General features: G+C 65.1%; 26 protein-coding genes. 8 read left to right on the forward strand and 18 right to left on the reverse strand.

The genetic code is table 11. The features are described from left to right. The first annotated feature begins 89 nt into the window (after positions 1–89). Together OX462_RS15000 and OX462_RS15005 are read left to right on the forward strand one after the other, a co-directional pair. Positions 90–797: a hypothetical protein gene (locus OX462_RS15000; protein ID WP_409026430.1), complete on the forward strand. Its 708-nt coding sequence runs from the start codon at positions 90–92 to the stop codon at positions 795–797. 73 nt (positions 798–870) lie between these two features. Beyond that, positions 871–1,344, forward strand: coding sequence for a DUF6328 family protein (locus OX462_RS15005; RefSeq protein ID WP_409026431.1), 474 nt, complete (start codon positions 871–873; stop codon positions 1,342–1,344). A gap of 19 nt (positions 1,345–1,363) precedes the next feature. Here the strand turns inward: OX462_RS15005 and OX462_RS15010 are convergent, their stop codons facing one another. Together OX462_RS15010 and OX462_RS15015 are read right to left on the reverse strand one after the other, a co-directional pair. Further along, complete coding sequence (locus OX462_RS15010) at positions 1,364–1,822, reverse strand: DUF421 domain-containing protein (RefSeq protein WP_070218644.1); 459 nt, start codon at positions 1,820–1,822, stop codon at positions 1,364–1,366. A 30-nt stretch (positions 1,823–1,852) separates the two neighbouring features. Continuing rightward, positions 1,853–2,776 (reverse strand): LysR family transcriptional regulator, encoded by a 924-nt coding sequence (locus OX462_RS15015; RefSeq protein ID WP_070218643.1) that lies wholly within the window; start codon positions 2,774–2,776, stop codon positions 1,853–1,855. Positions 2,777–2,879: 103 nt separating this feature from the next. Here OX462_RS15015 and OX462_RS15020 point away from each other — a divergent pair, with 103 nt between their 5' ends. From OX462_RS15020 to OX462_RS15030, 3 genes are all read left to right on the forward strand, one after another. Beyond that, positions 2,880–3,896, forward strand: a complete 1,017-nt coding sequence (locus OX462_RS15020; RefSeq protein ID WP_121669312.1) for an aldo/keto reductase — start codon at positions 2,880–2,882, stop codon at positions 3,894–3,896. 19 nt (positions 3,897–3,915) lie between these two features. Continuing rightward, on the forward strand, positions 3,916–4,332 hold the full coding sequence (locus tag OX462_RS15025; RefSeq protein WP_070288205.1) for an SRPBCC family protein: 417 nt from the start codon (positions 3,916–3,918) through the stop codon (positions 4,330–4,332). Positions 4,333–4,615: 283 nt separating this feature from the next. Next, the gene (locus OX462_RS15030) at positions 4,616–5,833 is read left to right on the forward strand and encodes an MFS transporter (RefSeq protein WP_083287090.1); all 1,218 of its coding nucleotides are present in this window, start codon (positions 4,616–4,618) and stop codon (positions 5,831–5,833) included. Between the two features lie 51 nt (positions 5,834–5,884). Here OX462_RS15030 and OX462_RS15035 read toward each other — a convergent pair whose 3' ends face one another. From OX462_RS15035 to OX462_RS15060, 6 genes are all read right to left on the reverse strand, one after another. Then, entirely contained in the window at positions 5,885–6,640 is a 756-nt protein-coding gene (locus OX462_RS15035; RefSeq protein ID WP_409026432.1) for an aspartate/glutamate racemase family protein, read from the reverse strand. A 142-nt stretch (positions 6,641–6,782) separates the two neighbouring features. Next, complete coding sequence (locus OX462_RS15040) at positions 6,783–7,007, reverse strand: hypothetical protein (protein WP_409026433.1); 225 nt, start codon at positions 7,005–7,007, stop codon at positions 6,783–6,785. Positions 7,008–7,075: 68 nt separating this feature from the next. Further along, entirely contained in the window at positions 7,076–7,597 is a 522-nt protein-coding gene (locus OX462_RS15045) for a hypothetical protein (protein WP_409026434.1), read from the reverse strand. Positions 7,598–7,780: 183 nt separating this feature from the next. After that, on the reverse strand, positions 7,781–8,623 hold the full coding sequence (locus OX462_RS15050; RefSeq protein ID WP_409026435.1) for a hypothetical protein: 843 nt from the start codon (positions 8,621–8,623) through the stop codon (positions 7,781–7,783). 10 nt (positions 8,624–8,633) lie between these two features. Further along, positions 8,634–10,166: a hybrid sensor histidine kinase/response regulator gene (locus tag OX462_RS15055; protein ID WP_409026436.1), complete on the reverse strand. Its 1,533-nt coding sequence runs from the start codon at positions 10,164–10,166 to the stop codon at positions 8,634–8,636. Between the two features lie 11 nt (positions 10,167–10,177). After that, positions 10,178–11,008 (reverse strand): alpha/beta fold hydrolase, encoded by an 831-nt coding sequence (locus OX462_RS15060; protein WP_409026437.1) that lies wholly within the window; start codon positions 11,006–11,008, stop codon positions 10,178–10,180. A gap of 238 nt (positions 11,009–11,246) precedes the next feature. Here OX462_RS15060 and OX462_RS15065 point away from each other — a divergent pair, with 238 nt between their 5' ends. Both OX462_RS15065 and OX462_RS15070 read left to right on the forward strand, forming a co-directional pair. Continuing rightward, positions 11,247–12,494, forward strand: coding sequence for a PepSY-associated TM helix domain-containing protein (locus OX462_RS15065; RefSeq protein ID WP_070288526.1), 1,248 nt, complete (start codon positions 11,247–11,249; stop codon positions 12,492–12,494). A gap of 311 nt (positions 12,495–12,805) precedes the next feature. Continuing rightward, positions 12,806–15,136: a TonB-dependent receptor gene (locus OX462_RS15070; protein ID WP_409026438.1), complete on the forward strand. Its 2,331-nt coding sequence runs from the start codon at positions 12,806–12,808 to the stop codon at positions 15,134–15,136. On the opposite strand, the gene mdcH is transcribed toward OX462_RS15070, so the two are convergent. From mdcH to mdcA, 9 genes are read right to left on the reverse strand one after another with little or no spacing between them, the layout of a single operon-like run. Further along, entirely contained in the window at positions 15,133–16,071 is a 939-nt protein-coding gene (gene mdcH / locus OX462_RS15075) for a malonate decarboxylase subunit epsilon (RefSeq protein ID WP_409026439.1), read from the reverse strand. The genes OX462_RS15070 and mdcH overlap by 4 nt on opposite strands. Continuing rightward, a complete protein-coding gene (locus OX462_RS15080) occupies positions 16,068–16,676 on the reverse strand; it encodes a malonate decarboxylase holo-ACP synthase (RefSeq protein WP_409026440.1) in 609 nt (202 codons plus the stop codon). Before OX462_RS15080 ends, mdcH begins: the two co-directional genes overlap by 4 nt. After that, complete coding sequence (gene madM, locus OX462_RS15085; protein ID WP_070311222.1) at positions 16,676–17,440, reverse strand: malonate transporter subunit MadM; 765 nt, start codon at positions 17,438–17,440, stop codon at positions 16,676–16,678. The genes OX462_RS15080 and madM overlap by 1 nt, the downstream gene beginning before the upstream one ends. Then, positions 17,433–17,852, reverse strand: coding sequence for a malonate transporter subunit MadL (gene madL, locus OX462_RS15090; RefSeq protein ID WP_409026441.1), 420 nt, complete (start codon positions 17,850–17,852; stop codon positions 17,433–17,435). Before madL ends, madM begins: the two co-directional genes overlap by 8 nt. Before the next feature lie 54 nt (positions 17,853–17,906). After that, complete coding sequence (gene mdcE, locus OX462_RS15095) at positions 17,907–18,719, reverse strand: biotin-independent malonate decarboxylase subunit gamma (RefSeq protein WP_121669304.1); 813 nt, start codon at positions 18,717–18,719, stop codon at positions 17,907–17,909. Next, on the reverse strand, positions 18,716–19,570 hold the full coding sequence (locus OX462_RS15100) for a biotin-independent malonate decarboxylase subunit beta (protein ID WP_409026442.1): 855 nt from the start codon (positions 19,568–19,570) through the stop codon (positions 18,716–18,718). Before OX462_RS15100 ends, mdcE begins: the two co-directional genes overlap by 4 nt. After that, a complete protein-coding gene (locus tag OX462_RS15105; protein WP_409026443.1) occupies positions 19,567–19,875 on the reverse strand; it encodes a malonate decarboxylase subunit delta in 309 nt (102 codons plus the stop codon). The genes OX462_RS15100 and OX462_RS15105 overlap by 4 nt, the downstream gene beginning before the upstream one ends. Beyond that, positions 19,862–20,749, reverse strand: coding sequence for a triphosphoribosyl-dephospho-CoA synthase (locus OX462_RS15110; RefSeq protein ID WP_409026444.1), 888 nt, complete (start codon positions 20,747–20,749; stop codon positions 19,862–19,864). The genes OX462_RS15105 and OX462_RS15110 overlap by 14 nt, the downstream gene beginning before the upstream one ends. Further along, a complete protein-coding gene (gene mdcA, locus OX462_RS15115; RefSeq protein WP_409026445.1) occupies positions 20,749–22,425 on the reverse strand; it encodes a malonate decarboxylase subunit alpha in 1,677 nt (558 codons plus the stop codon). The genes OX462_RS15110 and mdcA overlap by 1 nt, the downstream gene beginning before the upstream one ends. Before the next feature lie 116 nt (positions 22,426–22,541). Here mdcA and OX462_RS15120 point away from each other — a divergent pair, with 116 nt between their 5' ends. After that, the gene (locus OX462_RS15120; protein WP_409026446.1) at positions 22,542–23,474 is read left to right on the forward strand and encodes a LysR family transcriptional regulator; all 933 of its coding nucleotides are present in this window, start codon (positions 22,542–22,544) and stop codon (positions 23,472–23,474) included. Positions 23,475–23,648: 174 nt separating this feature from the next. Here OX462_RS15120 and OX462_RS15125 read toward each other — a convergent pair whose 3' ends face one another. Continuing rightward, the gene (locus OX462_RS15125) at positions 23,649–25,469 is read right to left on the reverse strand and encodes a glycoside hydrolase family 15 protein (RefSeq protein ID WP_409026447.1); all 1,821 of its coding nucleotides are present in this window, start codon (positions 25,467–25,469) and stop codon (positions 23,649–23,651) included. Position 25,470 lies beyond the last annotated feature (1 nt).

Below are 25,470 nucleotides of genomic sequence, written 5' to 3' on the forward strand. Positions count from 1 at the left end.
CAGGCATTCCCGTCAGCACGGCCCGCCCCAGCCGGCGGGCTTTTTTACGCCATGGCGGCTGGCAAGCCGGTCGCCGCGCGGAGGCGCGCTTGCCCACGCCGCTGACCCTGCCCGGCATCTGCTGGCCCCTGCAAGCGAGCACGGGCCATCTCGCCGTCACCACGCAGCATATCACCGGGCACTTTCGCGCCGGCGCGGGCTGCGATGCCATCGTGCTGTGCGACATGCTGCCGACTGGAAAATTTCGCAACGGCGCGGCGCGCCACTGGTGCCGCACGCACCAGTGCTACTGGGGCGCCAAGGCCGACCTGGCCGACTGGCAGGCGACGCGGCAGATGCGCTGCCGCCAGCACGCCAGCCCCATGGGCTATGTGCTGTATCCGGAACTGTTCGACCCCGGCCGCTTTCACGCCACCACCTTGCGCCTAGCCCCCGATGGCTTGCTGCAACTGCGCGCGCTGGCCAATGACGGCGGCAGCCTGCTGGCGCGCGACGCGGCCGCGCTGGCCATCGATTGCCGCGCCCTGCCTGGCCTGTTCCCGCCCGACATCGTCCAGCTGAACCTCACGCCGCCCGCCGCGCAAGCCTACGCCGCCGCCTTGCAGGCAGGCACGCCGCTGGACTGCAGCGACTGCGCCCGCTGCGGCCATCCGCACCTGGACCTGGGCAGCTTCGCGCGGGAGCCGCACCGCCGCCACAGCTGCGGCCATTGCGGCCATGACGCCTCGCACAGCGCAACGGCCATCGTCTCGACACCGCTGTGGCGCTTGCGCCAACACATCGCGCATTGCTTCTGAAGGTGCGCGCGCCCACAGTCAGCGCGGGCGCCTGCGCGTAGACTGGTCCCTTCACTACCTCAAGGACCACCCCATGCCACACGCGCGACAGCAGCAAAACGATGACCAGCCAAGCGACGAAGGCGACCTGTCCGACCTGCTCAGCGAGTTGCGCATCCTCTTGCCGGGCGCGCAGATGCTGACGGCCTTCCTCATCATCCTGCCCTTCAACGGCGGCTTCGCGAAGATCGTGCAGACGGAAAAGGTCGTCTTCCTGCTGACGTTTTTCCTGTCCATGACCAGTCTGGTACTGCTCAGCGCGCCAGCCATCCAGCACCGCGTGATGCGCCCCCTGCAAGACCGCGAACGCTTCAAGCGCGTGGCCGACCGCATCATGATGTGCGGCGCCTTTTCGCTCGCGCTGGCGTTTATTCTGGGCACCAATCTGGTGATGTCGGAAGTCTTTGGCCACCTGCCCGGCATCGTCGCCAGCATCCTGATGGGCACGCTGATCGTCTGTATGTGGTGGCTGCTGCCCCTGCACTTAAAACGCAGCAAGAAAATATAGGCGTGGCTGGCCGCCGCGGCTATTTTTGCAGAATGGTGATCTTGCCGTCCGCTTCCAGGAACGCGCATTTCATGTCCGGCAAGGGACAATCGGCCTCGCGCAGCGCTTGCTCGACATCGCCGCCCGCCACCCTGCATTTCTTGACGACATCATCGAAAATCACGCCATCGCGGCCCAGCAGCACGGGCGTGCCATCGACCAGCTCGGCGAGCTTGCGGCTGCGCGAGGTGATCCACGCAATCAGCATGTTGAGGCAGATCAGGGTCAAGGCCAGCACCAGGCCGGCGGGAACGGAATCGTCGCCACCGGACAAGGCATTCGATACGGCTTCGCTCAGCAACATGACCACCAGCAAGTCGAACGGCGTGAATTGCCCCACCGTCCGCTTGCCCGTCATGCGCACCATCAGCAGCAAGGCAAGGTAGACGATGACGGCGCGCACCACCAGTTCCCACACCGGCACCTCCAGATCGAACATGGCAATCCTCCCGACAGATGATTGCCTTATTTATACGTCTTTTTGCCCCGCCATGGCCACACCGCTGGCTTGTTCCAGCAAGGTTGCACGGAAGATCCCCACCAGCGGGCGCAAATTCACCTTGTGCCAGGCCAGCCACAATGGCGTGCGGTAGCTGAACCACGGCAGCTCGCGCACGACGACGCCGGCCGGCGCGTGCTGGCGCAGGCTGTGCTGGATCATGGCCATGCCCAGGCCCGCCGCCACCAGACCCAGCGCCGTCAGCGGCTCCGTTGCTTCCATGCGGATATCGGGCGTAAAGCCGGCGCGCGCGCAGGCGGCGATGAAGTTATCGTGTTTCAGCACGCTTTCTTTGTGCAGCACGGCAATCCACTCCTGGCCCGCCAGGTCCTCGGGCGTCAGATCCGCCTTGTGCGCCAGCGGATGCGTCTCCGGCAAGGCGAGCAGCATGGGGTCGCTCAGCACCTGCGCGCAATCGAGGTCCGGGTCGTTCGGCAGCGGCGGTTCGCACAGCAGCGCAATATCGAGGCTGCGCTGGCGCAAGCCCTCGATCTGCTCGGCCGAATGCAGGTTATACAGGGCGACGTGCACTTGCGGCCGCGTGGCGCGCAAGGTGCGCAAGCCGTCCGGCAAGACGCCCGCATGCATGGCATTTTCGATGTAGCCGATGCACAAGCCCCCTTCATCACCGCGCCCCAGGCGCTTGGCCAGCGCTTCCAGCCGGTTCCCGTGGGTAATAAAAGCGCGCGCTTCGGCCAGGAAAGTATGGCCGTCGCGCGTCAGGCGGATGCGCTGGGCGCTGCGCTCGAACAAGGTCAGGCCCAGCTTCTCTTCGAGCTGGGCGATTTGCCGGCTCAGCGGCGATTGGGAAATATGCAGGCGCTCGGCGGCCCGTCCCACATGTTCTTCCTCGGCGACGGCGATGAAATATTGCAATTGGCGTATGTCCAACATGTCAGACCTTTCAGGACTCAAGTTGCGCCAATTATGTCTTGGACAGGCTTAACTTGTCCAGCTATTCTGTCTCCATTGACTCACTCATTGAAGGAAAAACACCATGACGATCAAACACTTACTGACAGGCAAACTCGGTTTCGGCACGGCGCCGCTGGGCAATATGTTCCGCAACATTCCCGAGGCAGAAGCGCTGGCCACCGTTGACGCCGCCTGGGAATCAGGCATCCGCTATTTCGATACGGCCCCGTTCTACGGCGCCGGCCTGGCCGAGCTGCGCCTGGGCGCCGCCCTGAAGCAGCGCCGCCGCGACGATTACGTGCTCAGCACCAAGGTCGGCCGCCTCATCCTCGACGAACTGGAAGACCCGGCTGCCCGCGAACTGGGCGAAAAAGGCGGCTTGTTCGAATTCGGCCGCAAGAACAAAATCGTCGACGACTATTCGGCCGACGCCACCCTGCGCTCGATCGAAGACAGCCTCAAGCGCCTGGACACGGACCGCCTCGACATCGTCTGGGTGCATGACATTGCGCAAGACTTCCATGGCGACAACTGGCTGGCGCAATTCGAGATTGCCCGCACGGGCGCCTTCCGCGTGCTGACCCGCTTGCGCGAAGAAGGCGTCATCAAGGCCTGGGGCGTGGGCGTGAACAAGGTGGAACCGCTGGAACTGACCCTGGATTTAAGCGAAGCGCAGCCCGATGCCTTCCTGCTGGCCGGCCGCTACACCCTGCTCGACCATGAACGGGCGCTGCAGCGGATGATGCCGGCCGCGGCAAGCCAGAACGTCGACATCGTCGTGGGCGGCCCCTACAGTTCGGGCATCCTGGCCGGCGGCGCGCACTTCGAATACCAGAAAGCCTCGCCCGCCATCATTGCCAAAGTGGAACGTATCAAGGCCATTGCCGCGCGCCATGGCGTCAGCGTGAAGGCAGCCGCCCTGCAATTTTCCTTGGCCAATCCGGCCGTGGCCGCCGTGATCCCCGGCGCCAGCCGTCCCGAACGCCTGGCCGAAGATCAGCAAGCATTGCACAGCGTCATCCCCGCCGCGTTCTGGCACGACATGCGCGCCGAACAGCTGGTAGCCGCCCATGCTCCGCTGCCAACCGGCTCCAACTAATAGATACAAGGAACGCACCATGGCCCATACCACCACCTCCATCGACATCGCCGCCACACCGGAAAAGGTCTGGCAACTGATCGGCGGCTTCGACTCGCTGCCCGACTGGCTGCCCTACATTCCCAGCAGCACCTTGAGCGACGGGGGCCGCATCCGCCACTTGGCCAATCCGGCCGGCGACGTCATCGTCGAGCAACTGGAAGCGTACGACAACACGGCGCGCAGCTACAGCTATTCCATCCTGCAGGCGCCGTTTCCCGCCAGCGATTATCTGTCCACCCTGCAAGTCGAACCCCTGGCAGGCGGCGCTGGCGCGCGGGTCACCTGGTCGGGCCGCTTCACGCCCGTGGGCGCGAGCGAGCAGGAAGTAACCGACTTGTTCCACGGGATCTACGTGGCGGGACTGGAAGCGCTGCAGCAAACGTTGGCGAAGTAAGACCATTTCCGCCACAGCCAGGTTTTCTTCGCCTGCCCTGTGGCGGAATCGCGCGCATTCCGTGTTATCGTTAACAACAAGCGCCATCGCTGTTGTGTGCAGTGCAGCAGATTTTAGCCGCCGCCCAGCAGAGCTTGCCCGAATCTTTTACAATGTTGTCCTTGGGCAGTTGTTATAGCCCGAAAATACCGGCCAGCCGTCGACTCTGGTGGCGCATTGCCACTTCCGGCCGGGCCACTGCGCGCCTCTCCACCCTGTCATTCTTTACCCAAACAACAAGAACATGCACGCCTCCGTAGACCCATTGATTCCGCGCGTCACCGCGCCTTTTGGCGCTGGCTATGCCGACCTGGCCCTGGCCATCGGCGGCCTCGCCATCGGCACGGGCGAATTCGCCTCCATGAGCATCCTGCCCGTCGTGGCCGACGACCTGGGCACGACATTGCCCCAGATGAGTCACATGATCAGCGCCTACGCGCTGGGCGTGGTCATCGGCGCGCCCCTGATCACGATCTTCCTGGCGCGCATGCCGCGCCGGCTGATGCTGATCTGTTTGATGCTGATGTTCGCTGGCGGCAACCTGCTCAGCGCCATCGCCCCCAACTACGGCTTGCTGGTCGTCGCCCGCTTCGTCGCCGGCATCCCGCATGGCGCGTATTTCGGCGTGGCAGCCTTGGTGGCGGCCGCCCTGGCCGAACCGGACCGGCGCGGCCAGGCCGTTGCCCGCGTGCTGATGGGCCTCACGGTCGCAAATATCTTCGGCGTGCCGCTGGCCACCTATATCGGCCAGACCCTGGGCTGGCGCTCGGCCTTTTTGCTGGTCGCCGCGCTGGGTTTGCTGACCATGCTGATGGTGCGCATCTTCGTGCCGATGGTCGCCGCCGGCGATTCCAGCCCGCGCCGCGAACTGGGCGTGTTCCGCCGCCTGCAAGTGTGGCTGACCCTGCTGATGGTGGCGATCGGCTTCGGCGGCATGTTTGCCGTCTACACGTTTATTACGCCAACCTTGCTGGAAATCACGAAAGTCTCGCCCCTCGTCATCTCGATCTTGCTGGCCATCATCGGCGTGGGCATGACGGTGGGCAACCTGATCGGCGGCTGGCTGGCCGACCGCTCGCGCCTGTGGACCATCTTCGGCGTACTGCTGTGGAACGTGGCCGCGCTGGCCGCGTTTACTTATACCAGCAGCAATGTCTGGCTGACGGCGATCAACCTGTTCGCCATCGGCGCCGGCATCGCCGTCGCCCCGGCCGTGCAGACGCGCCTGATGGACGTGGCCGGCGACGCGCAAACGGTGGCCGCCGCCCTCAACCATTCCGCCTTCAACATCGCCAACGCCCTGGGCGCCTGGGCCGGCGGCATCGCCATCGCCATGGGCATGGGCTTGCGCTCGACGGGCTGGGTCGGCGCCATGCTGGCCTGCGGCGGCATCGTCGTGCTCGGCATTTCCGTGCTGGTGGAAAACCGCAGCCGGAATGTGGGCGGTGTGCAGCCGGCTTGATGGTGTGAAATGAGCGGCAGCCCCCTGCGGGCGCCGCGCACATGCAAGCGGCTAGTCTTCGACGGCAAACGCCACCGCCGCCTCGCAATGAATGGCTGTGGTATTAAATAGCGGCAAGTCGATATCGCCGGGCTGGATCAGCAGCGGAATCTCCGTGCAGCCCAAAATCACGCCCTGCGCGCCTTGCCGCCGCAGTTTCTCGATGATCTCCAGGAAAATGTTCCGGCTCGCATCGGTAAAGATATTCTGCACCAGTTCCGTGTAGATAATATCGTGCAGGATATCCTGGTAGGCCGCGTCGGGCGTCGCCGTCGCGATGCCCTGCTGCTCCAGCGCATCGCGATAAAAGCGGCCCGCCATCGTTTGCTTGACGCCCAGCAAGCCAACCTTGCGCACACCCGACTGCCGCACCCGCTTCGCCATTTCCTCGACGATGCTGATAAAAGGCAAGCCGATGCGCGGCACGACGGCCGGGGCGAAACGGTGGGCGCCGTTTGCGCACAGCAGGAAGAAATCCGCGCCCATGCCTTGCAGGCGACGCCCTTCCGCGACGAGGAATTGCTCGATGGCGCGGGAATCGGGCTGCGCCGCGTGCGCGACGAAATCGGCCTGGTCGATGCTGACCAGCATGATGCGCGCGCTATGCGCGGGGCCGAGGCACGCCACCAGCATTTCATTAAGCAAACGATAATATTCTAGGGTGGAAGCCCAGCCGATGCCGCCGATGAGCCCTATCGTCTTGTTTTGCATGTACCTTATTCCCCGCAAAATGATTGCGAAAATTATACGGCGGCCATCGCCAGCCATGTTCTGCCCATCAGGCGTCCAGCCACAGGAACAAGGCTTTATCCGGTGTGGCGGATCGATGCCAGTTCGCTTTCAACTCCATCAGGAATCCTGCCAGATCGACGGGATTGACCTCCAGCCCGGCCCATGGCGCGGTCTGCTCCTATGCCACCGCGATATCGGCCAGATCGTCGGCCGCCATCCGCTCGAACGCCTGCGCAATCGCAGCGCTGAACATGTACAGCTCGCGGCCCGGAAAAGGCACATGCCGGATGGCAGGCACCGTCGAGAACGTCAGCAATTGCCCCAGCGACACAAAATCCAGTTCGCCGGGCAAGGTGATGCCGGTGACGGGAAAGAATCGAAAGCATCCTGCCAGCTGGCACATGCGCGCATCTCGGCTTCGGAACAGACAAAAATATCGATTTTTTTCATAGTACAGTCAGATGCCCCTTCTCAAGCACAGCCCACATCATGCCGGTCCGACGTCGCGCGGCTGTATTCGCCCTCAAACGCGGCCAGGCTCTCCGCCTGCGCCCACAGGCTGGCGATGTAGCGGAATTCATCCTCGAACGGCTGCTCAAATTCGGGCACATCCGTCGCATACTCGCAATTGCGGCTCAGCATGACCAGCCAGTCGGGATAGCGAAGCGCCGGGTACAGGCGGGTCAGGATGGCGTCGAGCGACGACACGCTTTCCCGGCCTGCCAGATAGGCGGCGCGCAATTCGACGATGAATTTTCCCGCCAGAAACTGGTCACTGAGACGCTGCACACCCCGGTAGCGCTCGATGATGGCCTCGGCCAGGGGCAGCACCTCATCGCGGCCGCGGGCGCTGGCCAGCAGCACGACCTCGAGGTCGTCGCCTTCCTCATCCAGGCGCAAACGCTCCACGGCCCAGTCGACACAGCGGTCCGCCGGGCCAAAACCCATGTGCAGTTGAAAAAAGGCGATTTCCAATTCTGTCAGTTGTTCCATGTTTTTCCATTCAATACCGGTGATTGTCATGCCGACACCGGGTGGAGTTCGCTTGCATCCCGTATCGCGGTTTCACGCATTTGTTCCCCGCCTGCCGCTGCCGAGCAAGGCTGACAGCCAGCGCGGCCACCGCTCCCGCACGCCGCCGTTGTCTGCCGAATCGCGCCAGCAGTCGTCATAGGGCTACAGCTCATCATGGGCCTTCGTGCTGCTGACCAGGCATCGCTGCGTCAGCAGCTCAATTCTTTCCGCCAGGGTCAGCACCGGAAACCGGCCGTCATCTGCCGTATCGGCCCCTTTCGTGGCCAGATCATACTTGCCATCCACATTGTAAAGTCGCGTATCGCCGACGACATAGTCGCGGCGGAATGACGTGCGCCATTGCGAATTGCTGCCCCATCCATCCGACAGGTCGTTGACAGGGCGTCCCTTGCGGCGGTCAGCCCAGTACAGCGTCGATGCGTCGGCGATGCCGGGCTTGAAAATTGTCTTGCCAGCGCAGACATCGACGCCGCCACGCGAAAACAGCATGTTGCCGAGCATCACGCACGGCCATCGCCATGCCAAGATCGCGGCGCGCGCATGCGCAGACCCAGCGGGCTGCAGCTCGACTATCTCGTGATAAAAAGGCGAAAATTGTGCCGGCCGCAGCACCGTCATGCCCAGCGCCTCGACGAAAGCCTCATACTCGGCGAGCGACAGCGGTGGTCCGGCCCAGCCTTCGCCATTGCCGCGCCCCTGTTGCAAGGGCAAGACCAGCACCTGGCCTATGCGGCTGAACGCGTGGAGTACCCACAATTCCTCTTTGCTTGCCGGCGGAACAGGATTTCCTTGCCTTTGCGCAAATGAACGCAGCCAGCCCAGTAGCTGCGGATTGTCGCGCAACCAGGGAAGGAGCAGGTCCGCATACACGCCATCGCCTGCATAATTGAGCAAGGCATCGTGCAGCGCGCGGGCGCCATCCAGCAAGTCAGGCAGATGCCATTCTTCCTGGATCACGCTGCGCGATGATTGTTGATACAGCATATGGCGCTCACTACGCCTGCAGCATCTTTTGCAGCACCGCATCGAGCTCATAAAAATCTACGGGCTTGGTCAGGTGCAAGTCAAAGCCCGCGTCGGACGCCATCTTGCGGTCCTTGTCCTGGCCCCAGCCCGTGACGGCCACGAGGATGGCGTGCTGGCCGCAGGGCTCGCTGCGCAACAGCCGCGCCACGTCGTAGCCGTTCATGTGCGGCAGGCCGATGTCGAGCAGGATCACGCGCGGCATAAAAGTTTGCGCCGCCGCCATGCCAGCCGCGCCATCGTAGGCCGTGCGCACTTCATAACCGAGGATGTCGAGCGCCAGCGCCAGGCTTTCTGCCGCGTCGGCGCTGTCGTCGATGACCAGCACCTTGCCCTCGCGCGTGCCGGCCAGCAAGCGTCGGTTGGGCTCGGGCGGCGCCTGCAGGGGCACGGCGGGCAGCGGCAGGCGCAGTTCGAACGTGCTGCCCTGCCCCACGCCGTCGCTGCGCGCACTGATGCTGCCGCCATGCAATTCGGCCAGGCCCCGCACAAGCGACAAGCCGATGCCCAGGCCGCCCTGCGCGCGCGACAGGGCCGGCTCCAGCTGCGAAAACATGTCGAAGACGGTGTCCAGGTGCTCGGGCGCAATGCCGATGCCCGAATCGCGCACGCGAATGTGCACGTCATTTTCCGTACAGGCCACTTCCAGCCCGATGACGCCGTTGGCGGGCGTGTACTTGACGGCGTTGGTCAGCAGGTTGGCGATCATCTGCCCCAGGCGCGTGGCGTCGGCGTCGAGCCAGATCGGCTGCGGCCATTGCTCCACGTGCACGCTGTGGCCCGACTGCGCCGCCAGCTCCGCCACGCTGTGCAGGGCCGCTTCCACCACGGGCGCCAGCTCCACGCTGGCGCGGCGCAATTCCAGGCGCCCCCGCGTGATGCGCGACACTTCCATCAGATCGTCGACCAGGTGCGTCATGTGCCCCACTTGCCGCCCCAGCACGTCGCGGGCCCAGCGCAGCTGCGGATCGTCCAGCTGCGCCAGGCGCAGCACTTCCAGCACGTTGCGGATCGGCGCCAGCGGATTGCGCAACTCGTGCGCCAGGGTCGCCAGGAACTCGTCCTTGCGCCGGTCGGCGGCCGCCAGTTGTTCGTTGAGCTCGCCTGCTTCCTTGCGCGCCAACTGCAGCTGCTGCTCGTATTTGCGGCGGTCGCTGGCGACAAAGACGGCGATCTCGTCATAACGCACGCCCTCGTGCACGCGCCGCACGGCGTTGAACAGCATGGGGATGGATTGCCCGTGGCGCTGGCGCATGTCGAGCAGGATTTCCGACACGCTGCCCTGCACCTGCATCAGCGGCAGCCAGTGCGTCTGATGGAACACGCGCCCGCCGATGGTCAGCAAGTCCTGCAGTTTCTTTTTCCCGAGCAATTCCCCGGCGCCATAACCGAGCCAGCCGCAAAAGGTGGCGTTCGCCTGCACGATGGTCCCGTCGGCCGTGCACAGCAACAAGCCGCAGGCCGCGTGCTGGAACAAGGTACTGGTATCAGGCAAGGAAGGCATCGCGTCCCGCATTACAGGTGCAGGCCGTCGAGAAAGTGGCGGATGGCGCGGTAGCTGGCATCGGGCACGCTCATGTGCGGGCAATGGCCTATATTCTCGACCACGTGCAGGCTGCTGTGCGGCAGCGTTTCGCGCAAGTACACGCCCACGGGCGGCGGCGCGATGAAGTCGTCGCTGCATTGCACGATCAGGGCCGGCGTGCGGTTGTGCGGCAAGCTGGCGCGGTGATCGGACAAAAACGTGGCTTGCGCGAAATGCCGGGCGATGGCGGGGTCGGTGCGGCAAAAGCTGCTTGCCAGGTCCTCGCCCAGCGCCGGCTGGCCGGGTGCACCCATGATGGCCGGCGCCATGCCGGCGGACCAGCCCAGGTAATTGCTGTCCATGGCATCGAGCAAGTCGTCGATATCGGCACGGCTGAAGCCGCCCCGATAGCCGGCCGCCGCATCGTCGACATAGCACGGCGACGGCGCCAGCATGACTTGCGCGGCGAACAGCTCCGGCTCGGCGATGCTGGCCAGCAAGGCGCTCATGGCGCTGACGGAATGGCCCACGCAAATGACGGGGCCGCCGCCGACGGCATGGATGACCTGGCGCAGATCGGCGCCATGCGCGTCAAGCCGCGCATAGCGATCAAAATCATAGGCACCCAGATCCGAAGCGCCGCTGCCGACCAGGTCGAACAGCACGGTGCGGTAGCGGGGACGGAACAGCGGCTCCAGATAGCGCCACATGGTCTGGTCGCAGCCAAAACCGTGCATGAACACCATTGTGGCTGCCGCGCCCGCCTGCGATGCACCGCTGCGTTCGCTTACGCGGACATTGTTCCGATCTTCTATACGCATGCCGCTTCAGCCTTGGATATTTCCATGTGGAATGTAAATTAATTTATTGCTAGCATCTTAACATGCGCGATTTGACCTTGGGCAACACCATTGGCGCTGGACAAACGCCTGGCTACGGCGGATAATGAGAACGATTCCCATTATCAAACTACCAGGCGTATGCCTGGCGTTTTCCTGTGCGCCGCTCTGGCGCCTGCTGGCGGCAACAAGCCGGTTTCATGTTGAAGGTTTGTACCGCATGCGCGCTTTCTGGACTGTCATACACCGCTGGGCCGGCCTGACCATCGCCCTCTTCCTCATCGTCGCGGGACTCACGGGCGCCGTCACGTCGTGGGACCACGAACTCGATGAATGGCTCAACGCCGACATCATGGACACCCCGGGCCGCGGCCCCCTGCAGGCGCCGTTTGCGCTGGCGCACAAGGTGGCCGCCGCCGACCCGCGCGTGGAAGTCAATTACATGACCCTGGGCCTGGAAGAAGGCCATGCGGCCGCCTTCATGGTGCGCCCATTGACCGATACGGCCACGGGCAAACCGTTCGTGCTCGGCTACAACACCGTCTACATCGACCCCGTCACGGCGCAGATCACGGGCACGCGCGATTCGACGGCCATTTCCCTGTCGCGCCGCAGCCTGATGCCGTTCTTGCGCCATCTGCACTACAGCCTGCACGTGCCCGCCTTCTGGGGCACGGACCGCTGGGGTTACTGGCTGATGGGGAGCGTGGCCCTCATCTGGCTGCTCGACAGCATGGTGGCCTTGTATCTGACCACGCCGCGCCGTTTGCGCCAGCGCGCCCCGGACGAAGCGCCGCGCCACCGCGACGCCGCCAGCTGGTGGCAACGCTGGAAACCGTCGTGGGTGGTGCGCTGGGCGGCCGGCGGCTACAAGCTCAATTTCGATCTGCACCGCGCGGGCGGCCTGTGGGTGTGGGCCGTCATCATCGTCGTCGCGTTCACGTCGTTCTCGCTGAACCTGTACCGCGAAGTGTTTTACCCCGTCATGTCGCTCGTCTCCACCACCACGCCGGGACCGTATGAAACGCAGACGCCGGCGCCGTACGGCAGTTACATCACGCCCGTGATCGGCTTCGAGCAGGCGGTGGACATTGCGAAAAAGCAAGCCGTGCAGCGCGGCATCACGGCGCCCATCGGCGGCATTTATTATGGCGGCAATTATTCGTTCTACAACGTCTCGTTCTTCGACCCGGCCGACGAGTTCGGCACGGCCGGCATGGGCTTGTCGAACCTGTACGTCGACGGCATGGACGGCAGCATCATCGGCCAGCACAAACCCTGGGAAGGCACGGCCGCCGACGTCTTCGTGCAACTGCAATTTCCCCTCCACTCGGGCCGCATCCTCGGCTTGCCGGGGCGTATTTTGATGTCCTGCATGGGGCTGATGGTCGCCATGCTGTCCGTGACGGGCATCGTCATCTGGGAAAGAAAGCGCCGCGCGCGCCGGCTGCAGGCGAAAAGCCGCTGACACCCGCCTCAAGTAGCGCCCCATAGGGCGCAGGCGGACTGACTCAGCCTGCGCCGCACGCATTGCCACCGGCACGATCATGTGCAACGCGCAACGCCCCTCGCACCTCAGCACTTTGCACCACAGTCGCCGGCACATGCCGGCCGTCTGCGCTGCGCGCTTGCCGTGCGCCAGACATCCCAAACCCTCAAATGCAGTTTACTTGCATTAGCATGGCGTGCCGGCTATTATTGCAACTCGATTGCATCTATACCATCGCGCTGCGCCTGCATCCCGCGCCAGCACCCCATTCCGCCTTTTTAGAGAGATCCATGCGCCATCACGTATTCGCAGCTGCCATGCTGTCCACCGCCCCACTCGCTTATGCGGCAGACGACGTCACCCTGCAAACCATCAAGGTCCGGGCAGACAAGCCTTCAAACATCGACAGCGTCGTTCTGGTCGAGAATACGCAAGCCCAGAACAGGACGCTGGGCGGCATGCTCGAGCATGTCTCGGGCGTGCAAAGCAGCGCCTTCGGGCCGAATGCGGGCGCACCGGTGATCCGCAGCCTGAGCGGCAGCCGCGTGCAGATCCTCGAAGACGGCCAGTCCATCCTCGGCATGAATGCGCTCAGCGGCGACATCGACATCCCGTTCGATCCCCTGTTTGCGCGCAGCGTCACCGTCAACAAATCATCCGATAGCGTGCGTTTCGGCGGCAATGCGATCGGCGGCAGCGTCGACGTCGATTCCGGCCTCGTTTCCCGCAAGATGGAGAGCACGCGGAAGGATGTGGAACTGGTGCTGCGCAAGGGCTTCAATGATGCGAACGCGCAAGGCTTGCGCGCGAACTTCAACGACGGGCAGCGCTTTTCGACGAATCTGCAGCTGTCATTCCAGAAGATCGGCCATTACGATATTCCCGGCAACAGCAAGGCAGGCGTGTGCAACAGCCAGCTGTTCCCCGCGAAGGGCGGCGTGAATACCTTTCTGGCCGACAGTTGCCAGAAGGAAGCGCGGATCCAGCAAGTCTACAACAAGGCGTCGCAGCCGTTTATCGACCAGTTCATGAAGGAAAATCCGGACTGGGCGGACGGCGATTTTTCCTTCTATACCAATCAGCCGACCTCCGTCTGGCAACGCAAGACCTACGTCAATCCGGCCAACCCCGCCTACGTGCCGGGCACGCCATCGATGACCCAGAACAAGATCAACAAGGACGTGACGCCCGATTACCACGGCACCCTGGGCAACAGCCACGCCAGCAATGCCCACTTTGGCGTCGGCAGCACCTACTTTTTCGATCGCGGCTACGTGGCCGTCAGCCTCGATGCGAAGGAAAGCGAATATGGCGTGCCGGGCTTTTCCATGGAAAACAAGTCGTTCGGGGCGAACTATGACGAGGGGCTGCCCGTCGGCGTGATCATCAAGCAGGATAAATATGCGCTGGAAGCGCATCTGCGCGACCCCGTCGCTTACATTGAAAGCGCACAACTGCGCGTGTCCCGCCTGAACAATACGTCGGGAGAACGCCTCGGTGCCGCCAAGGCGAATGACTACCGGTTTGACACGAATCAAGCCGAGCTCCTGCTGGCGCAGCGGCGCGCCGGTCCCTTGAGCGGCTTGCTTGGCCTCAGCTACAAGGCCAGGGATATCACCGGCAGCGGGACGCAGCTGTACCTGCCCGACGCAAGCACGCTCAGCCGCGCCCTGTTCGTCAAGCAAAACCTGGAATTCGACTGGGCCACCTTCGATGCGGGCTTTCGCCATGAAAACGTGGCGCATGACATCCGCAAGAGCGGATTCAGGACGTCGCGGAATGCAAGCAACTCCAAACTCGACGACAAGTCGTTCAGCCTGAACAGCTATAGCCTGGGCGCTTCAACCAGGCTTGGCCAGCTGTTCGGCGCAAAGCTGCGCTACTCGGCGTCGGAAAGAGCGCCCGACGTCAATGAGTTGTATGCGAGCAACCGCCACTATTCGATCATGACCCAGGAAGAAGGCAACCAGAACTTGAAGGCCGAGCGCGCGAGGAATACGGAACTGACCGGTTTGTTTGCCAATCGCGGCTTCCAGCTGTCCGCGACGGGCTACGTCATGAAATACGAGAACTATCTCTACCTTGGCCATTCGGGCGCCCAGATGGCCAATCGCCTGCCATTAAAATACTGGAAGCAGACCGATACGACGGTCCGGGGATTCGAGATCGATGCCTCACAGACCGTTCAACTCGGCGCCTACGGCAAGCTGAACCTCTCCGCATTTGCCGACCTGGTCAAGAACAAGGCGGACAATCCCGACAAGCTGCGCGCGCACAATGACGGCGCCTACCTGCCCAACATGCCCACCAACCGCTACGGCGCCAATCTGCAGTGGGAAAACCAGGGCTGGAAGACGCGGTTGTCAGGCACCCGCTACGACAAGCAAAAGTACCTGGGCAAGAGCGTCAGCGAGGAAGTGCCGCTCGACGGCTACACCATGGTGAACTTCCAGGTAAGCCGCGCACTGCAGGTGCGGGATTCGCCGTTTGCCAGCGTCGAGGTGTTCATCAGCGGCAGCAACCTGCTCGATGTCGATGCCAGGCCGCACAATTCCCCGCTGAAATACATCGCGCCCTTGCCGGGCCGTGGCTTCCAAGTTGGCCTGAGCGCCAGGCTTTAAGGCACGCTGCCGTTGCGCTCCCGCCCCACCAGCGCCAGCAGGCTGTCGCCCCGGTTGCCGTCGCAGCAGACGGCCACGCCATCCGTGAAGTCGGGCGCCGTCAGGCGCGTCAGCACGCTGCCCGGGGGCATTTCCAGCGCCAGCCGGGCGCCCCGTTCCCACGCCAGGCGCGCCGTGGCGGCCCATTGCACGCGCTGGGCCATGTTGGCGGCCAGGCTGTCGCGGATGCGGGCCGGGTCGAACAGCGCGCGCGCCGCACTGCTGCTCAGGTAGACGAGCGATGGGCGGCGGACAAACACGCCCTCGAAGGCGGCGGCCATTTCGGCGGCGGCGCCTTCCAGCAGCGGACAATGCGACGGCACGCTGACGGCCAGGCGCTTGGCCTTGCCGGCGCCGTGCGCGAGGGCCTGCGCCATCACGGCCTCCAAGGCAGGCTCGCTGCCGGCAATGGCGATCTGGCGCGGCGCATTCAGGTTGGCGATATACACGGGCGTGGCGGCGCCATGCACCCGGGCCAGCAAGGGTTCGAGTTGCGCCGGATCCAGGCCGATGATGGCCGCCATGCCGTAACCGGTGGGATACGCCTGCTCCATCAACTGTCCGCGCCGCGCCACCAGGCGCACGGCATCGCCGTAATCGAGCGCGCCGGCGACGACGGCGGCCGCATACTCGCCAATGGAAAAGCCGGCCACCATGTCGGGCAGCGCGCCGCGCGCGGCCAGGGAGCGCGCCATGGCCACGCCCGCGATCAGCAGGCACAGTTGCACGGCCCGCGTCGACGCCAGCGCGCAAGCCGTATCCAGCGTCAAGGGATCGCAACCCAGCACGGCCGCCGCTTCGGCCAGGGTATCGGCCACCGCCGCGTCGTCGGGCAGCGCGTGCAGCATGCCCGGAGTCTGGGCGCCCTGGCCGGGAAAGGTAAACAATACGCTCATGCAAGCTCCCATGGCGTAGCCGTCAGCACGGGACCGCGATCCGTCTTCAGCAAGACCCGGCCCCGGTCCGCCGCCCACTCGGCATACGCAAAGCCGCCATGGCCCGTGTCGATCTGCAGGTCCAGCCGGCACGCCGTGACCTTGGCGGCGATGGCGCGCAAGGCCTCGGCCTGGGCGGCGTCCGGCGGCGCGCCGATGCGCAGCACGAGATCGAGATCGCTGTCGGCGCGCAGCACGGGCAAGCCGCTGGCCAGGGCGAAACCCACGCCGCCCGTCGGGCCCCAGGCCCAGCCCGTGGCGCCGAGCAGGGGCGCCACCAGCCGCAATGCGTCCAGCGCGGCGCAGGAAAAATCAGGCAGCGGCATCCTCCCCACCGTTTCAGGCGTTACGCGGCGCACGACGGCGGCAGCGTCCACTTCGCACGCCTGCCGCTCGCTGCGCAGCAGGCCGCGCACGCCCACGGGAATGCGCCCGGGCGCGCAGCTGGCGCGCCGCACCACCAGCGGCGCGGCGGCCAGCCACGCGGCATCAAGCCAGGCAGGCAAGGATGCACCGTCCGGCATGCCGGACACCCACAGCAAATCATGCGCGCGCCAGCCGTCCATCAGGCCACCACCGCCTTGACGGCGAAGAACAGCAGCGAAGGCCCCAGCAGACAGCCCAGGCCCGTGTGAAACGTGGCCACCAGCGCGCCATACGGCACCAGTTTGCGGTCGGTGGCGGCCAGGCCCGCCGACACGCCGCTGACGGTACCGGCCAGGCCGCCGAAGACCATCGCCGAACGGGGCGTTTTCAGACGCAGGAAGCGCGCCGCGACGGGCGTGCCCACCATCACGAGGATGGCCTTGATGAGGCCTGCCGCGATACTGAGGGCCATGACGTCCGAGCTGGCGCCGATGGCCGCGCCCGTGACGGGGCCGACGATGTAGGTGACGGCGCCGGCGCCGATGGTGGTCATGCTGACGGCGTCCGAATAGCCAAACGCGTAAGCGACGCCGGCGCCGACGAGAAACGGCAGCACCACGCCCAGCAGCAGCGCCACGAGGCCGATCAGGCCCGCCTTGCGCGCCTCGGTCGCCTGCACTTCGAAGGCGGTGGCGACGATGGCGAAGTCGCGCAGCATGGCGCCGCCCATCAGGCCGATGCCGCCGAACAGCGACAAATCGGCCAGGCCCTTGTGGCCGCCGCTATGCACGCCGCCCCAGTAAGCGAGCCCCAGGCCGATCACGATGGCGATGGCCGAGCCGTGCACGCGGCCGAAGGTCAGGTATTTCGACAGCGCCATCGAGACCAGCATGATCAGGCCGACAAAGGCGAAGGCCGTCACCAGGCCATTGTGGATGGCCGCTTTTTCAAAGAGTTCAAGCATGACGGTGCTCCTTGACCAACATCGACTCCGCTTCGGCGGCGGCCGGGTTTTCCATGCGCGCGGTTTCCATCCGGTTCATCAGCGAGATCACGGCGCCGCAAACGAGCACGGAACCGATGGCGGCGAGGACGGCCACTGGGCCGCCGCGCAGGGCCGCCACCACATCCTGCTGGGCCGCCATCGCCACCACCACGGGAATATACATGGCGCCCCAGTATTCGACGCCCCGCTCCGTCATCTGCGGCAGCCAGGATCGGCGCTGCATGTAGAACCGGGCGCAGATCAGCAGCAGCATGGCGATGCCCACGCCGCCCACGTTGGTCTTGACGCCCATCAGCTGCCCGAGCAGGTCGCCCAGGAAGATGCCGAGCAAATGGCACAGGGCCAGCAGTGCGGTTCCGTAAATGATCATGATTGTCTCCGTTATTGGAATAGGAATGACTTGGTGTCTTCTCTGTTATTTCACTTACCACTGCTGCCGTAGCACCTCCCTGACTTTTGCCGACGCCTGGCGATGCGGCGCGCCCAGGCGGCTGGAAAGGTCCCTTTCCGGATCGGCGCGGATGTCGGCCAGCGCCGCCTGCAGGCAGGCGTCGACGGCAGCCGTGTCCTGCGCCGAAGGATGGTCGGGCTGCGCCACCTGCAAGGTTTGCCACAGCAGGCCCAGGGTCGCGTAATTCTTGACGTCATAAGCCATCGGTGGAATCGTCGCGGCCAGCGCTTCGAGCGCTGCCACCGTGCGCAAGGTGATGCGCGCGGCCGAGGCCTTGCCCATCGCATGCACCATCACTTGCGGATCGTCGAGCGCGATCAGGCGGTTGGACTGGTAGCCGTGCGCCAGGAACGCGCCCGACATGGCCTTGCCGACGATCAGGCCGATGACGGGATGGCCGGCCAGGCGCGCCTCGGCGTAAGCCCCCGCCGCGCCGGCCAGCGCCTGGTGGATGCCGTACGCCTCTTCGCGCCGGCCATACGCCTGGCTGGCCACGTCGATGACGGCAACAAACGGCCGCTTGACGGCCAGGTCGCGGTCTTCAACAACCACCTGCTGCACGGCGCGCGCCAGCTGCCACGCCTCGACCAGGCCGATTTCACCCGTGCGGGCGCGCGTAAAACGGTTGTCCGGGTCGGGCAGCACGGCCAGATAGCGCGCCGGTGCGCCGGCCAGCGGCGCATCGACCACGCGCACGGACGGTGGATAATCAGGCAGGGGCGCAGCGTTGTGCGTCAGGGCCGCCAGCCAGACGGCGCCGCGGCTCGTGTCGGTGATGGCGTTCATGCTGCGGCTCCTTTGCTGTAGATCAAACGCACGGCTTCCGGCGTGGCTTGCACGGCCGCGTCGACATCGGCCAGGCGCGCCAGGTAGCTTTCCGCCTGGTCGCTGCGGTGCCGGGCCGGCACGCCGCGCGCGAACAGCTCGGCCACCATGGCGCGCATCTGCGCCGTATCGTCTTCCACATAGGCGTCGGCCAGGCCGCTCTTAAAACGCTGTTCGCCGCCCGTCAGGCTCCATATAAATGGCTTGCTGCGCGAGTCGAATTCGTCCACGCCCGCCTCCTGCTCGATCACGGCGGGGCCATTGAGACCCAGTCGCGCTTCACGCGTCACTACTAAATAGCTGCACAAGCCCGCCGCGATCGACATGCCGCCGTAGCAGCCCACCGTGCCGGCCGTGATGCCGATGACGGGCTGGTAGCGGCGCAGGTCGACGATGGCGGCATGGATGTCGGCAATCGCCGCCAGGCCCAGGTTGGCTTCCTGCAGGCGCACGCCGCCCGTCTCGAACAGGATCACGGCGCGCGTCGGTACGCCCTGGCGGTTGTCGCGCGCCGCCAGTTCCAGCGCGCCGGCAATCTTCGCGCCGCCCACCTCGCCCATGCTGCCGCCCTGGTAGGCGCCTTCGATGGCCAGCACCACGGCCGGCTGGCCGTCGAACAGGCCCTTGGCCACCACCACGCCGTCGTCCGCCTGGGCCGTCACGCCCTGCTGCGGCAGCCACGGCGACGCGATGCCGCAGAACGGGTCGAGCAGTTCGCGCATGCTGCCCGCATCCAGCAGGGCTTTGGCACGGCTGCGCGCCCCCCGTTCGATGAAGCTGTCGCGCTCAAGCAGTTGTTGTAATGTACTCATGCCGCCCTCCCCGCTTGCAATTCTTCGTAGGCCTGCTCGATGCGCATGCGCACGACGCCCGGCGTGGCGCCGCAGTCGTTGATGACAATGCGTGCCGCCGGCAGCAGCTCGCCGCCGAACACGCGCAGCAAGAGCGCGTCCCAGACGGCGCCCTTGCCGTCGACGGACGTGTTGACGACGATGCGGGTCACGCCATCGTCGGCGGGCTGCAGCAGCACTTCCAGGTCGCCCGAACCGACGACGCCGGCCAGCGCGCGCCCCGATGCCGGCTGCCCGGCGGGGAATGTATAGTCACGCGTCTCCATGCGCTTCTCCTTCTTGTAATCTGTCCAGGAACAGGGTCGCCGCCAGCAGATCGGCCGCGCCGCCCGGCGACACGCCGCGCGCCAGCGCCGCCGCTTCCAGCGCCAGCAGCGCCTGCGTTCCGGCATTGGTAGCCGCGCCGCCGGCCGCCAGCACCCGCGCCGCTCCCGCCTGCAGGTCCAGCAAGGCCGCCTCGCCCCCGCGCGACAGCACGCAGGTGTCGTCCAGCTGGCTGATAATCGCCAGCAAGGCATTCAGGCGCGCTGTCGTCTCGTTGTCGCCGCGCGCCCGCGAGGCGCGCAGCTGCGCCAGTCCGGCACCCGTCACGAGGGGAAAGCCGGCGCGGGCCTGGCCCCGCGCCCCGTCCACCTGGTACTGGCGGCACGCCAGCTCGCCCTTGTTGCCGGTGGCGCCAGGCGCGCCACGATCGTGCAAACGGGCCAGCGCGCCGGCCCGCGCCGCCACGGCGTGCGGCGCCAGCGACGCGCCGCGCGCGCCCTGCTGCGCCGCCACCGTCGCCAGCAGGCCCAGCGCCCAGATGGCGCCCCGGTGCGTGTTCACGCCGCCCGTGGCCGCCAGCATCAGCGCTTCGCCTTCGCGGCCGAGGGCGCCGATGCGCTGGCGCAGGCCATCGTCATCGTCGCTTTCCCAAGCCGCTTGGGCCATGGCGGCAAACACGGGTTCCAGCACGCAGGCCGAATGGCACATCAGGGCCCAGTTCAAGTCCGTGTGCGCGCCCCGGCTGCGCAAATCGACCAGGCCCGGTTTCGGCGTCAGGGTCGCTTCGTCGAGCAGCGCCTGCAGCACCTGCCGTCCCAGCGCGGCGGCGCGTTCCCGCACCGGCGTCATTGTCATCGTCGTCATCATCGTGCTCATTACCAGCTCCTGAATTTGGCGGGGGGTTGATACAGGCCGTCCGACCACTCGACCAGGTCGGCGATGCTTTTCGCCGCCAGCAGCGAGCGGTTCGCCGCGCCGCGCTGCACGCCGATATCCTCGGGCAGCGCGATCAGGCCGTCGGCGCGCAATGCCGCCGTGGTCTTCGGGGCGTGGCGCAGGCCGATCGGCGTCACGCCGGCGACCGCCGCCAGCATGGCCTTGCGCTCGTCTAGCGAACGGGCCTTGTACAGGTAGGCGATGCCTTCCTCCGTCAGCACGTGGGTGACGTCGTCGCCATAGATCATCACGGGCGCCAGCGGCATGCCGCTGGCCTGGCCCACGGCCACGGCGTCGAGCGATTCGACGATCGTCGGCTGGCCGCCGTCCTGGAACGTTTCGACCATCTGCACCACCAGTTTCTTGCCGCGCGCCAGCGGGTCGTCCGTCTCGATCAGGTCCAGCCAGGCTGGCGTCGGGTGGCGCCGCCCGTGCGGGTCGTGGCCCATATTGGGCGCACCGCCGAAGCCCGCCAGCCGGCCGTTGGTGACGGTTGACGAATTGCCCAAGCCATCCATCTGCAAAGTCGCGCCGATGAACAGGTCGACCGCGTACTGGCCCGCCAGCTGGCACAGGGCGCGATTCGAGCGCATCGAGCCGTCGCGGCCCGTGAAAAACACGTCGGGCCGCGCGGCCGCATAGCCTTCCATGCCCAGTTCCGCGCCGAAGCAGTGCACGCTCTCGACCCAGCCCGTTTCGATGGCGGGGATCAGGGTAGGATGCGGGTTGAGCACCCAGTTGCGGCAAATCTTGCCCTTCAAGCCCAGCTGCTCGCCATACGTGGGCAAAATCAGCTCGATGGCGGCCGTATTGAAGCCGATGCCGTGATTGAGCGACTGCACCTGGTGTTTTTCATACACGCCGCGGATCGCCATCATGGCCATCAGCACGTGCACGGGCTTGATCACGCGCGGATCGCGGGTAAACAAAGGCTCGATGAAGAACGGTTTATCGGACTGCACCACGAAATCGATCCACGAGCCGGGCACGTCGACCCGGGGCAAGTCGCTGACGTCGTCCACGATCTGGTTCACCTGGGCGATGACGATGCCGTCGCGGAAGGCGGCCGATTCGACCAGGGTGGGCGTGTCCTCCGTGCTGGGGCCCGTGTACAGATTGCCCTGGCGGTCGGCCATGTAGCCGGCCACCATGACAACGTTGGGCGTGAGGTCGACGAACAGGCGCGCATACAGCTCGATATACGTATGGATGGCGCCCACTTCCAGCAAACCGTCCTGCAGGAACTGGGCGATGCGCAGGCTTTGCGTGCCGGCGAAGGAAAAGTCCAGCTTGCGGGCGATGCCCCGTTCGAACAGGTCCAGGTGTTCGGGCAGGCTGACGCTGGGCATGATCAGGTGCAGGTGATTGATCTTGTCGGGGTTGACCTGGGTCAACATCCGGGCGAGGAAATCGGCCTGCTTCTGGTTATTGCCTTCAAGGACGACGCGGTCGCCCGGCGCGAGCAGCGCTTCGAGCACGGCGACCATGTCGCCCGGTTGCAGCACGGGGCCGTTCGCGTACTGGCGCACGGCGTCGAGGCGGCGGCGTTTCTCGGTGCGCCGCGTGTCCCATTGTTTTTGCCGCTGCGCTGGCGCTGCTGTGGCGGTTGACATCATGCCTCCGGAATGAGCTATCGAGTCCAGACGATAAAACGAAAGCGCCAGCGCGACAATCAACCTGCTACCATGTTCATTACTCTGAAGTTAATGAACTCCCTTGAGAGAGGCTAGTCATGGCCATCAACGAAGAAATTACCCTGAAAAAGCTGGAAGTATTTCTCAGCTTCATGGAATTGAACAACCTGGCACGCGTTGCCGATGCGCTGGGCCAGAGCACCGTCAGCGTGCACCGCGCCCTGCACTCGCTGGAAGACGGCTTGCGCTGCCCCCTGTTCAAGCGCGAGGGCCGCAGCCTGATCCCGCTGCATACGGCCTATACCTTTGCCGAATCGGCGCGGCGCGCGCTGGCCGAATGCGAGGAAGGCGTGCGCAAGGTGCGCGAAATGTCGGGCATCAACCCCGTGCGCCTGAAGATCGGTTCGCTGTATTCATTGACCCTGCACTGCATCCCGCAGCTGGTAATCGCCCTGAAACTGCGCCGGCCGGGCCTGGACATCGACCTGACCCTGGGTTCGAACCGCGACCTGCTGCAAAGCCTGGCCGATGGCCGGCTGGACGCCATCATCATCGGCGTGCAGGAAGACGAACAGCATGCGGGGCTGGTGGCCGTGCCTCTGTTCCAGGACGACGTCTACCTGGCCGCGCCGCTCGCCTCGCCCTATGCGGGGGCGGCATCGGTGGACTTGCAACAGTTGCGCGACGACAAATTCGTCACCCTCAACGAAGGCTTCGTCACCTCGCAAAGCTTCAACCACGCGTTTGAGCTGGCGGGATTCGTGCCCGACACGGCCATGCGGGTGGGCGACATCTTCTCCCTGATCAACTTAGTGAGCGGCGGCATCGGCTACAGCCTGCTGCCCGGCCGCGTACGCGCCTTCAGCTCGCGCATCGAACTGCTGCCCCTCGACGCGCGCTACGGCTCGCACCAACAAATCACCCTGCTGATGCAGAGCAGCCGCGAGCGCGACCCGAATTTGCTGGCGCTGGCGGCGGAGTGCAGGTTGTATGGGCGCAGGGAGCCTGCTTTACCCAAAACTTTGACTTAATATCTAAACAATGGCAAATCAAACCAAGGCCCGGGTCTCCAGCCCGGGCACCTCGGGCCCAGCGGGCATGAAAAATGCCTAGGCAAGGCGCTCGGGCGCAGACAGTACGAATGTACGGCAAGCCCAAGCAACGCAGCCGTGGACAACTCTCAGGTCCACGATCCAGGCCCGCACTTAAATAGCACTATCCCAAGGCGCCGACAACCGCACGGCACAGTTAATCAAGCCCACCATCGAATACGTTTGCGGAAAGTTCCCCCACATCTCTCCCGTCACCGGGTGCGTGTCTTCCGACAGCAGGCCCAGGTGGTTGCGCGCCAGCAGCATGGTTTCGAAGATCTTGCGCGCCTCGTCTTTCCTGCCGATGCGCGCCAGGGCGTCGATGCGCCAGAAGGTGCAGATGTTGAAGGCCGTTTCCGGTTTGCCGAAGTCGTCGGGGGCTTCGTAGCGGCGCATGTAGGGGCCGTCGCACAGCGACGCTTCCAGCGCGTCGACGGTGGCGATGAAACGGGGGTCCATGGGGTCGATGAAGTTGACTTCCGCCATCAGCAGGACGGAAGCGTCGAGGTCGCGCCCGCCCAGGCTTTCGGCAAACGCCTGGCGTTCCTCGCTCCACGCTTCGCGCAGTAATCTCTCGCGGATCAGCACGGCGCGGCTGTTCCAGTGATCGGCGCGGTCCGGCAAGCCCAGTTTATGGGCGACCTTTGCCAGGCGGTCGCAGGCGGCCCAGCTCATCAGCATGGATGAAGTGTGGACGCGGGCGCGCGTGCGCAGCTCCCACATGCCCGCGTCCGGTTCCGCATGCAATCGGAAGGCCTGGTCGCCCACGGCTTCCAGCGCGGCAAACTCGGCCTTGCCGGCGCGGTGGAACAATCGGTGGTCGAGGAAGGCCTGCGCCGCCCCTAATACAATGTTGCCGTAGACGTCGTGCTGGAAGTGTTCCTGCGCCTGGTTGCCCACGCGCACGGGGCCGTTGCCCCGGTAGCCGGGCAAGTGGTCGAGTATCGATTCGGGCAGCTGCTCTTCCAGACCGATGCCGTACAGGGGCTGGATGTGGCCGCCTTTCGAGCGGGCGACGATATTCGTCAGCCAGCGCAAATACTCTTCCATCGTGCCCACTTCCGACAGGCTGTTCAATGCCCGCACGACGAAGAAGGCATCGCGCAGCCAGCAATAGCGGTAATCCCAGTTGCGGCTGCTGCCCGGCGCTTCGGGGATGCTGGTGGTCATGGCGGCGATGATGGCGCCCGTGTCTTCATATAAAGATAGTTTCAAGGTGATGGCGGCGCGGATGACCACGTCCTGCCATTCCAGCGGCACGGCCAGGCGGCGCGTGTAGGTGCGCCAATAGTTGATGGTTTCCTTTTCGAAGATGCGCGCCGTCTCGTCGATGCCGCCGGCCAGGGTTTCATCGGGGCCCAGCAGGAAGTTGGCCGTGCCGCCCAGCACGAAATACGTTTCGCTCAGCACATAATTGAGCGACACATCGGTGTTCAGGCGCAAGGTCTGTTCCGGTCCCACGTAGCGGATGTGGTGGCTGCCCTGCGTGATCTGCGGCGCCAGCCGGCCCCAGTCGTAACGGGGGCGCAGCCGTACGCGGATGCGCACGGCGTGGTCGAGCGGCCGGACGCGGCGGATCAGCATCAGCGGGCGGAACATGCGGTCGCGGCTGAGGAAACGGGGCGCGAAATCCGTGATTTCCACGCCGCGCCCCTGCGTGTCGTACAGCCGCGTGCGCAGTACGGCCGTGTTTGGCTCGTAGAATTGCTCGCTGCGCGCAAAGTCCTCGATGTCGATGGCCCACACGCTGCCGTTTTCCGTGTCGTCCAGCAAGCGGTTGAAGACGGGATCGCCGTCGAAACGGGGCAGGCAAGACCAGACGACCTGCCCCGCCTGGTCGATCAGGGCGTTGAAGGCGCAATTGCCTACCACGCCGCAATTCAGGGACGCTTGCGCGGACGGTTGGCTGGCGCGGGTGTCATGGGATGTCGTCATG

It is taken from the genome of Janthinobacterium aestuarii (genome assembly GCF_046113285.1).
GTDB lineage: Bacteria > Pseudomonadota > Gammaproteobacteria > Burkholderiales > Burkholderiaceae_D > Janthinobacterium.

Excerpts from the sequence above, each read along its gene's own strand:
- OX462_RS15025 (WP_070288205.1), top strand. The coding sequence starts at position 3,916 with ATGGCCCATACCACCACCTCCATCGACATCGCCGCCACACCGGAAAAG.
- OX462_RS15050 (WP_409026435.1), bottom strand. The coding sequence starts at position 8,623 with ATGCTGTATCAACAATCATCGCGCAGCGTGATCCAGGAAGAATGGCAT.
- OX462_RS15010 (WP_070218644.1), bottom strand. The coding sequence starts at position 1,822 with ATGTTCGATCTGGAGGTGCCGGTGTGGGAACTGGTGGTGCGCGCCGTC.
- OX462_RS15125 (WP_409026447.1), bottom strand. The coding sequence starts at position 25,469 with ATGACGACATCCCATGACACCCGCGCCAGCCAACCGTCCGCGCAAGCG.
- OX462_RS15020 (WP_121669312.1), top strand. The coding sequence starts at position 2,880 with ATGACGATCAAACACTTACTGACAGGCAAACTCGGTTTCGGCACGGCG.
- OX462_RS15045 (WP_409026434.1), bottom strand. The coding sequence starts at position 7,597 with ATGGAACAACTGACAGAATTGGAAATCGCCTTTTTTCAACTGCACATG.
- OX462_RS15030 (WP_083287090.1), top strand. The coding sequence starts at position 4,616 with ATGCACGCCTCCGTAGACCCATTGATTCCGCGCGTCACCGCGCCTTTT.
- mdcE (WP_121669304.1), bottom strand. The coding sequence starts at position 18,719 with ATGAACGCCATCACCGACACGAGCCGCGGCGCCGTCTGGCTGGCGGCC.
- OX462_RS15105 (WP_409026443.1), bottom strand. The coding sequence starts at position 19,875 with ATGGAGACGCGTGACTATACATTCCCCGCCGGGCAGCCGGCATCGGGG.
- OX462_RS15060 (WP_409026437.1), bottom strand. The coding sequence starts at position 11,008 with ATGCGTATAGAAGATCGGAACAATGTCCGCGTAAGCGAACGCAGCGGT.
- OX462_RS15015 (WP_070218643.1), bottom strand. The coding sequence starts at position 2,776 with ATGTTGGACATACGCCAATTGCAATATTTCATCGCCGTCGCCGAGGAA.
- OX462_RS15065 (WP_070288526.1), top strand. The coding sequence starts at position 11,247 with ATGCGCGCTTTCTGGACTGTCATACACCGCTGGGCCGGCCTGACCATC.
- OX462_RS15040 (WP_409026433.1), bottom strand. The coding sequence starts at position 7,007 with ATGTGCCAGCTGGCAGGATGCTTTCGATTCTTTCCCGTCACCGGCATC.
- OX462_RS15070 (WP_409026438.1), top strand. The coding sequence starts at position 12,806 with ATGCGCCATCACGTATTCGCAGCTGCCATGCTGTCCACCGCCCCACTC.
- OX462_RS15120 (WP_409026446.1), top strand. The coding sequence starts at position 22,542 with ATGGCCATCAACGAAGAAATTACCCTGAAAAAGCTGGAAGTATTTCTC.
- OX462_RS15110 (WP_409026444.1), bottom strand. The coding sequence starts at position 20,749 with ATGAGCACGATGATGACGACGATGACAATGACGCCGGTGCGGGAACGC.
- OX462_RS15005 (WP_409026431.1), top strand. The coding sequence starts at position 871 with ATGCCACACGCGCGACAGCAGCAAAACGATGACCAGCCAAGCGACGAA.
- OX462_RS15035 (WP_409026432.1), bottom strand. The coding sequence starts at position 6,640 with ATGGCTGGCGATGGCCGCCGTATAATTTTCGCAATCATTTTGCGGGGA.
- OX462_RS15080 (WP_409026440.1), bottom strand. The coding sequence starts at position 16,676 with ATGGACGGCTGGCGCGCGCATGATTTGCTGTGGGTGTCCGGCATGCCG.
- mdcH (WP_409026439.1), bottom strand. The coding sequence starts at position 16,071 with ATGAGCGTATTGTTTACCTTTCCCGGCCAGGGCGCCCAGACTCCGGGC.
- mdcA (WP_409026445.1), bottom strand. The coding sequence starts at position 22,425 with ATGATGTCAACCGCCACAGCAGCGCCAGCGCAGCGGCAAAAACAATGG.
- OX462_RS15055 (WP_409026436.1), bottom strand. The coding sequence starts at position 10,166 with ATGCCTTCCTTGCCTGATACCAGTACCTTGTTCCAGCACGCGGCCTGC.
- OX462_RS15100 (WP_409026442.1), bottom strand. The coding sequence starts at position 19,570 with ATGAGTACATTACAACAACTGCTTGAGCGCGACAGCTTCATCGAACGG.
- madL (WP_409026441.1), bottom strand. The coding sequence starts at position 17,852 with ATGATCATTTACGGAACCGCACTGCTGGCCCTGTGCCATTTGCTCGGC.
- madM (WP_070311222.1), bottom strand. The coding sequence starts at position 17,440 with ATGCTTGAACTCTTTGAAAAAGCGGCCATCCACAATGGCCTGGTGACG.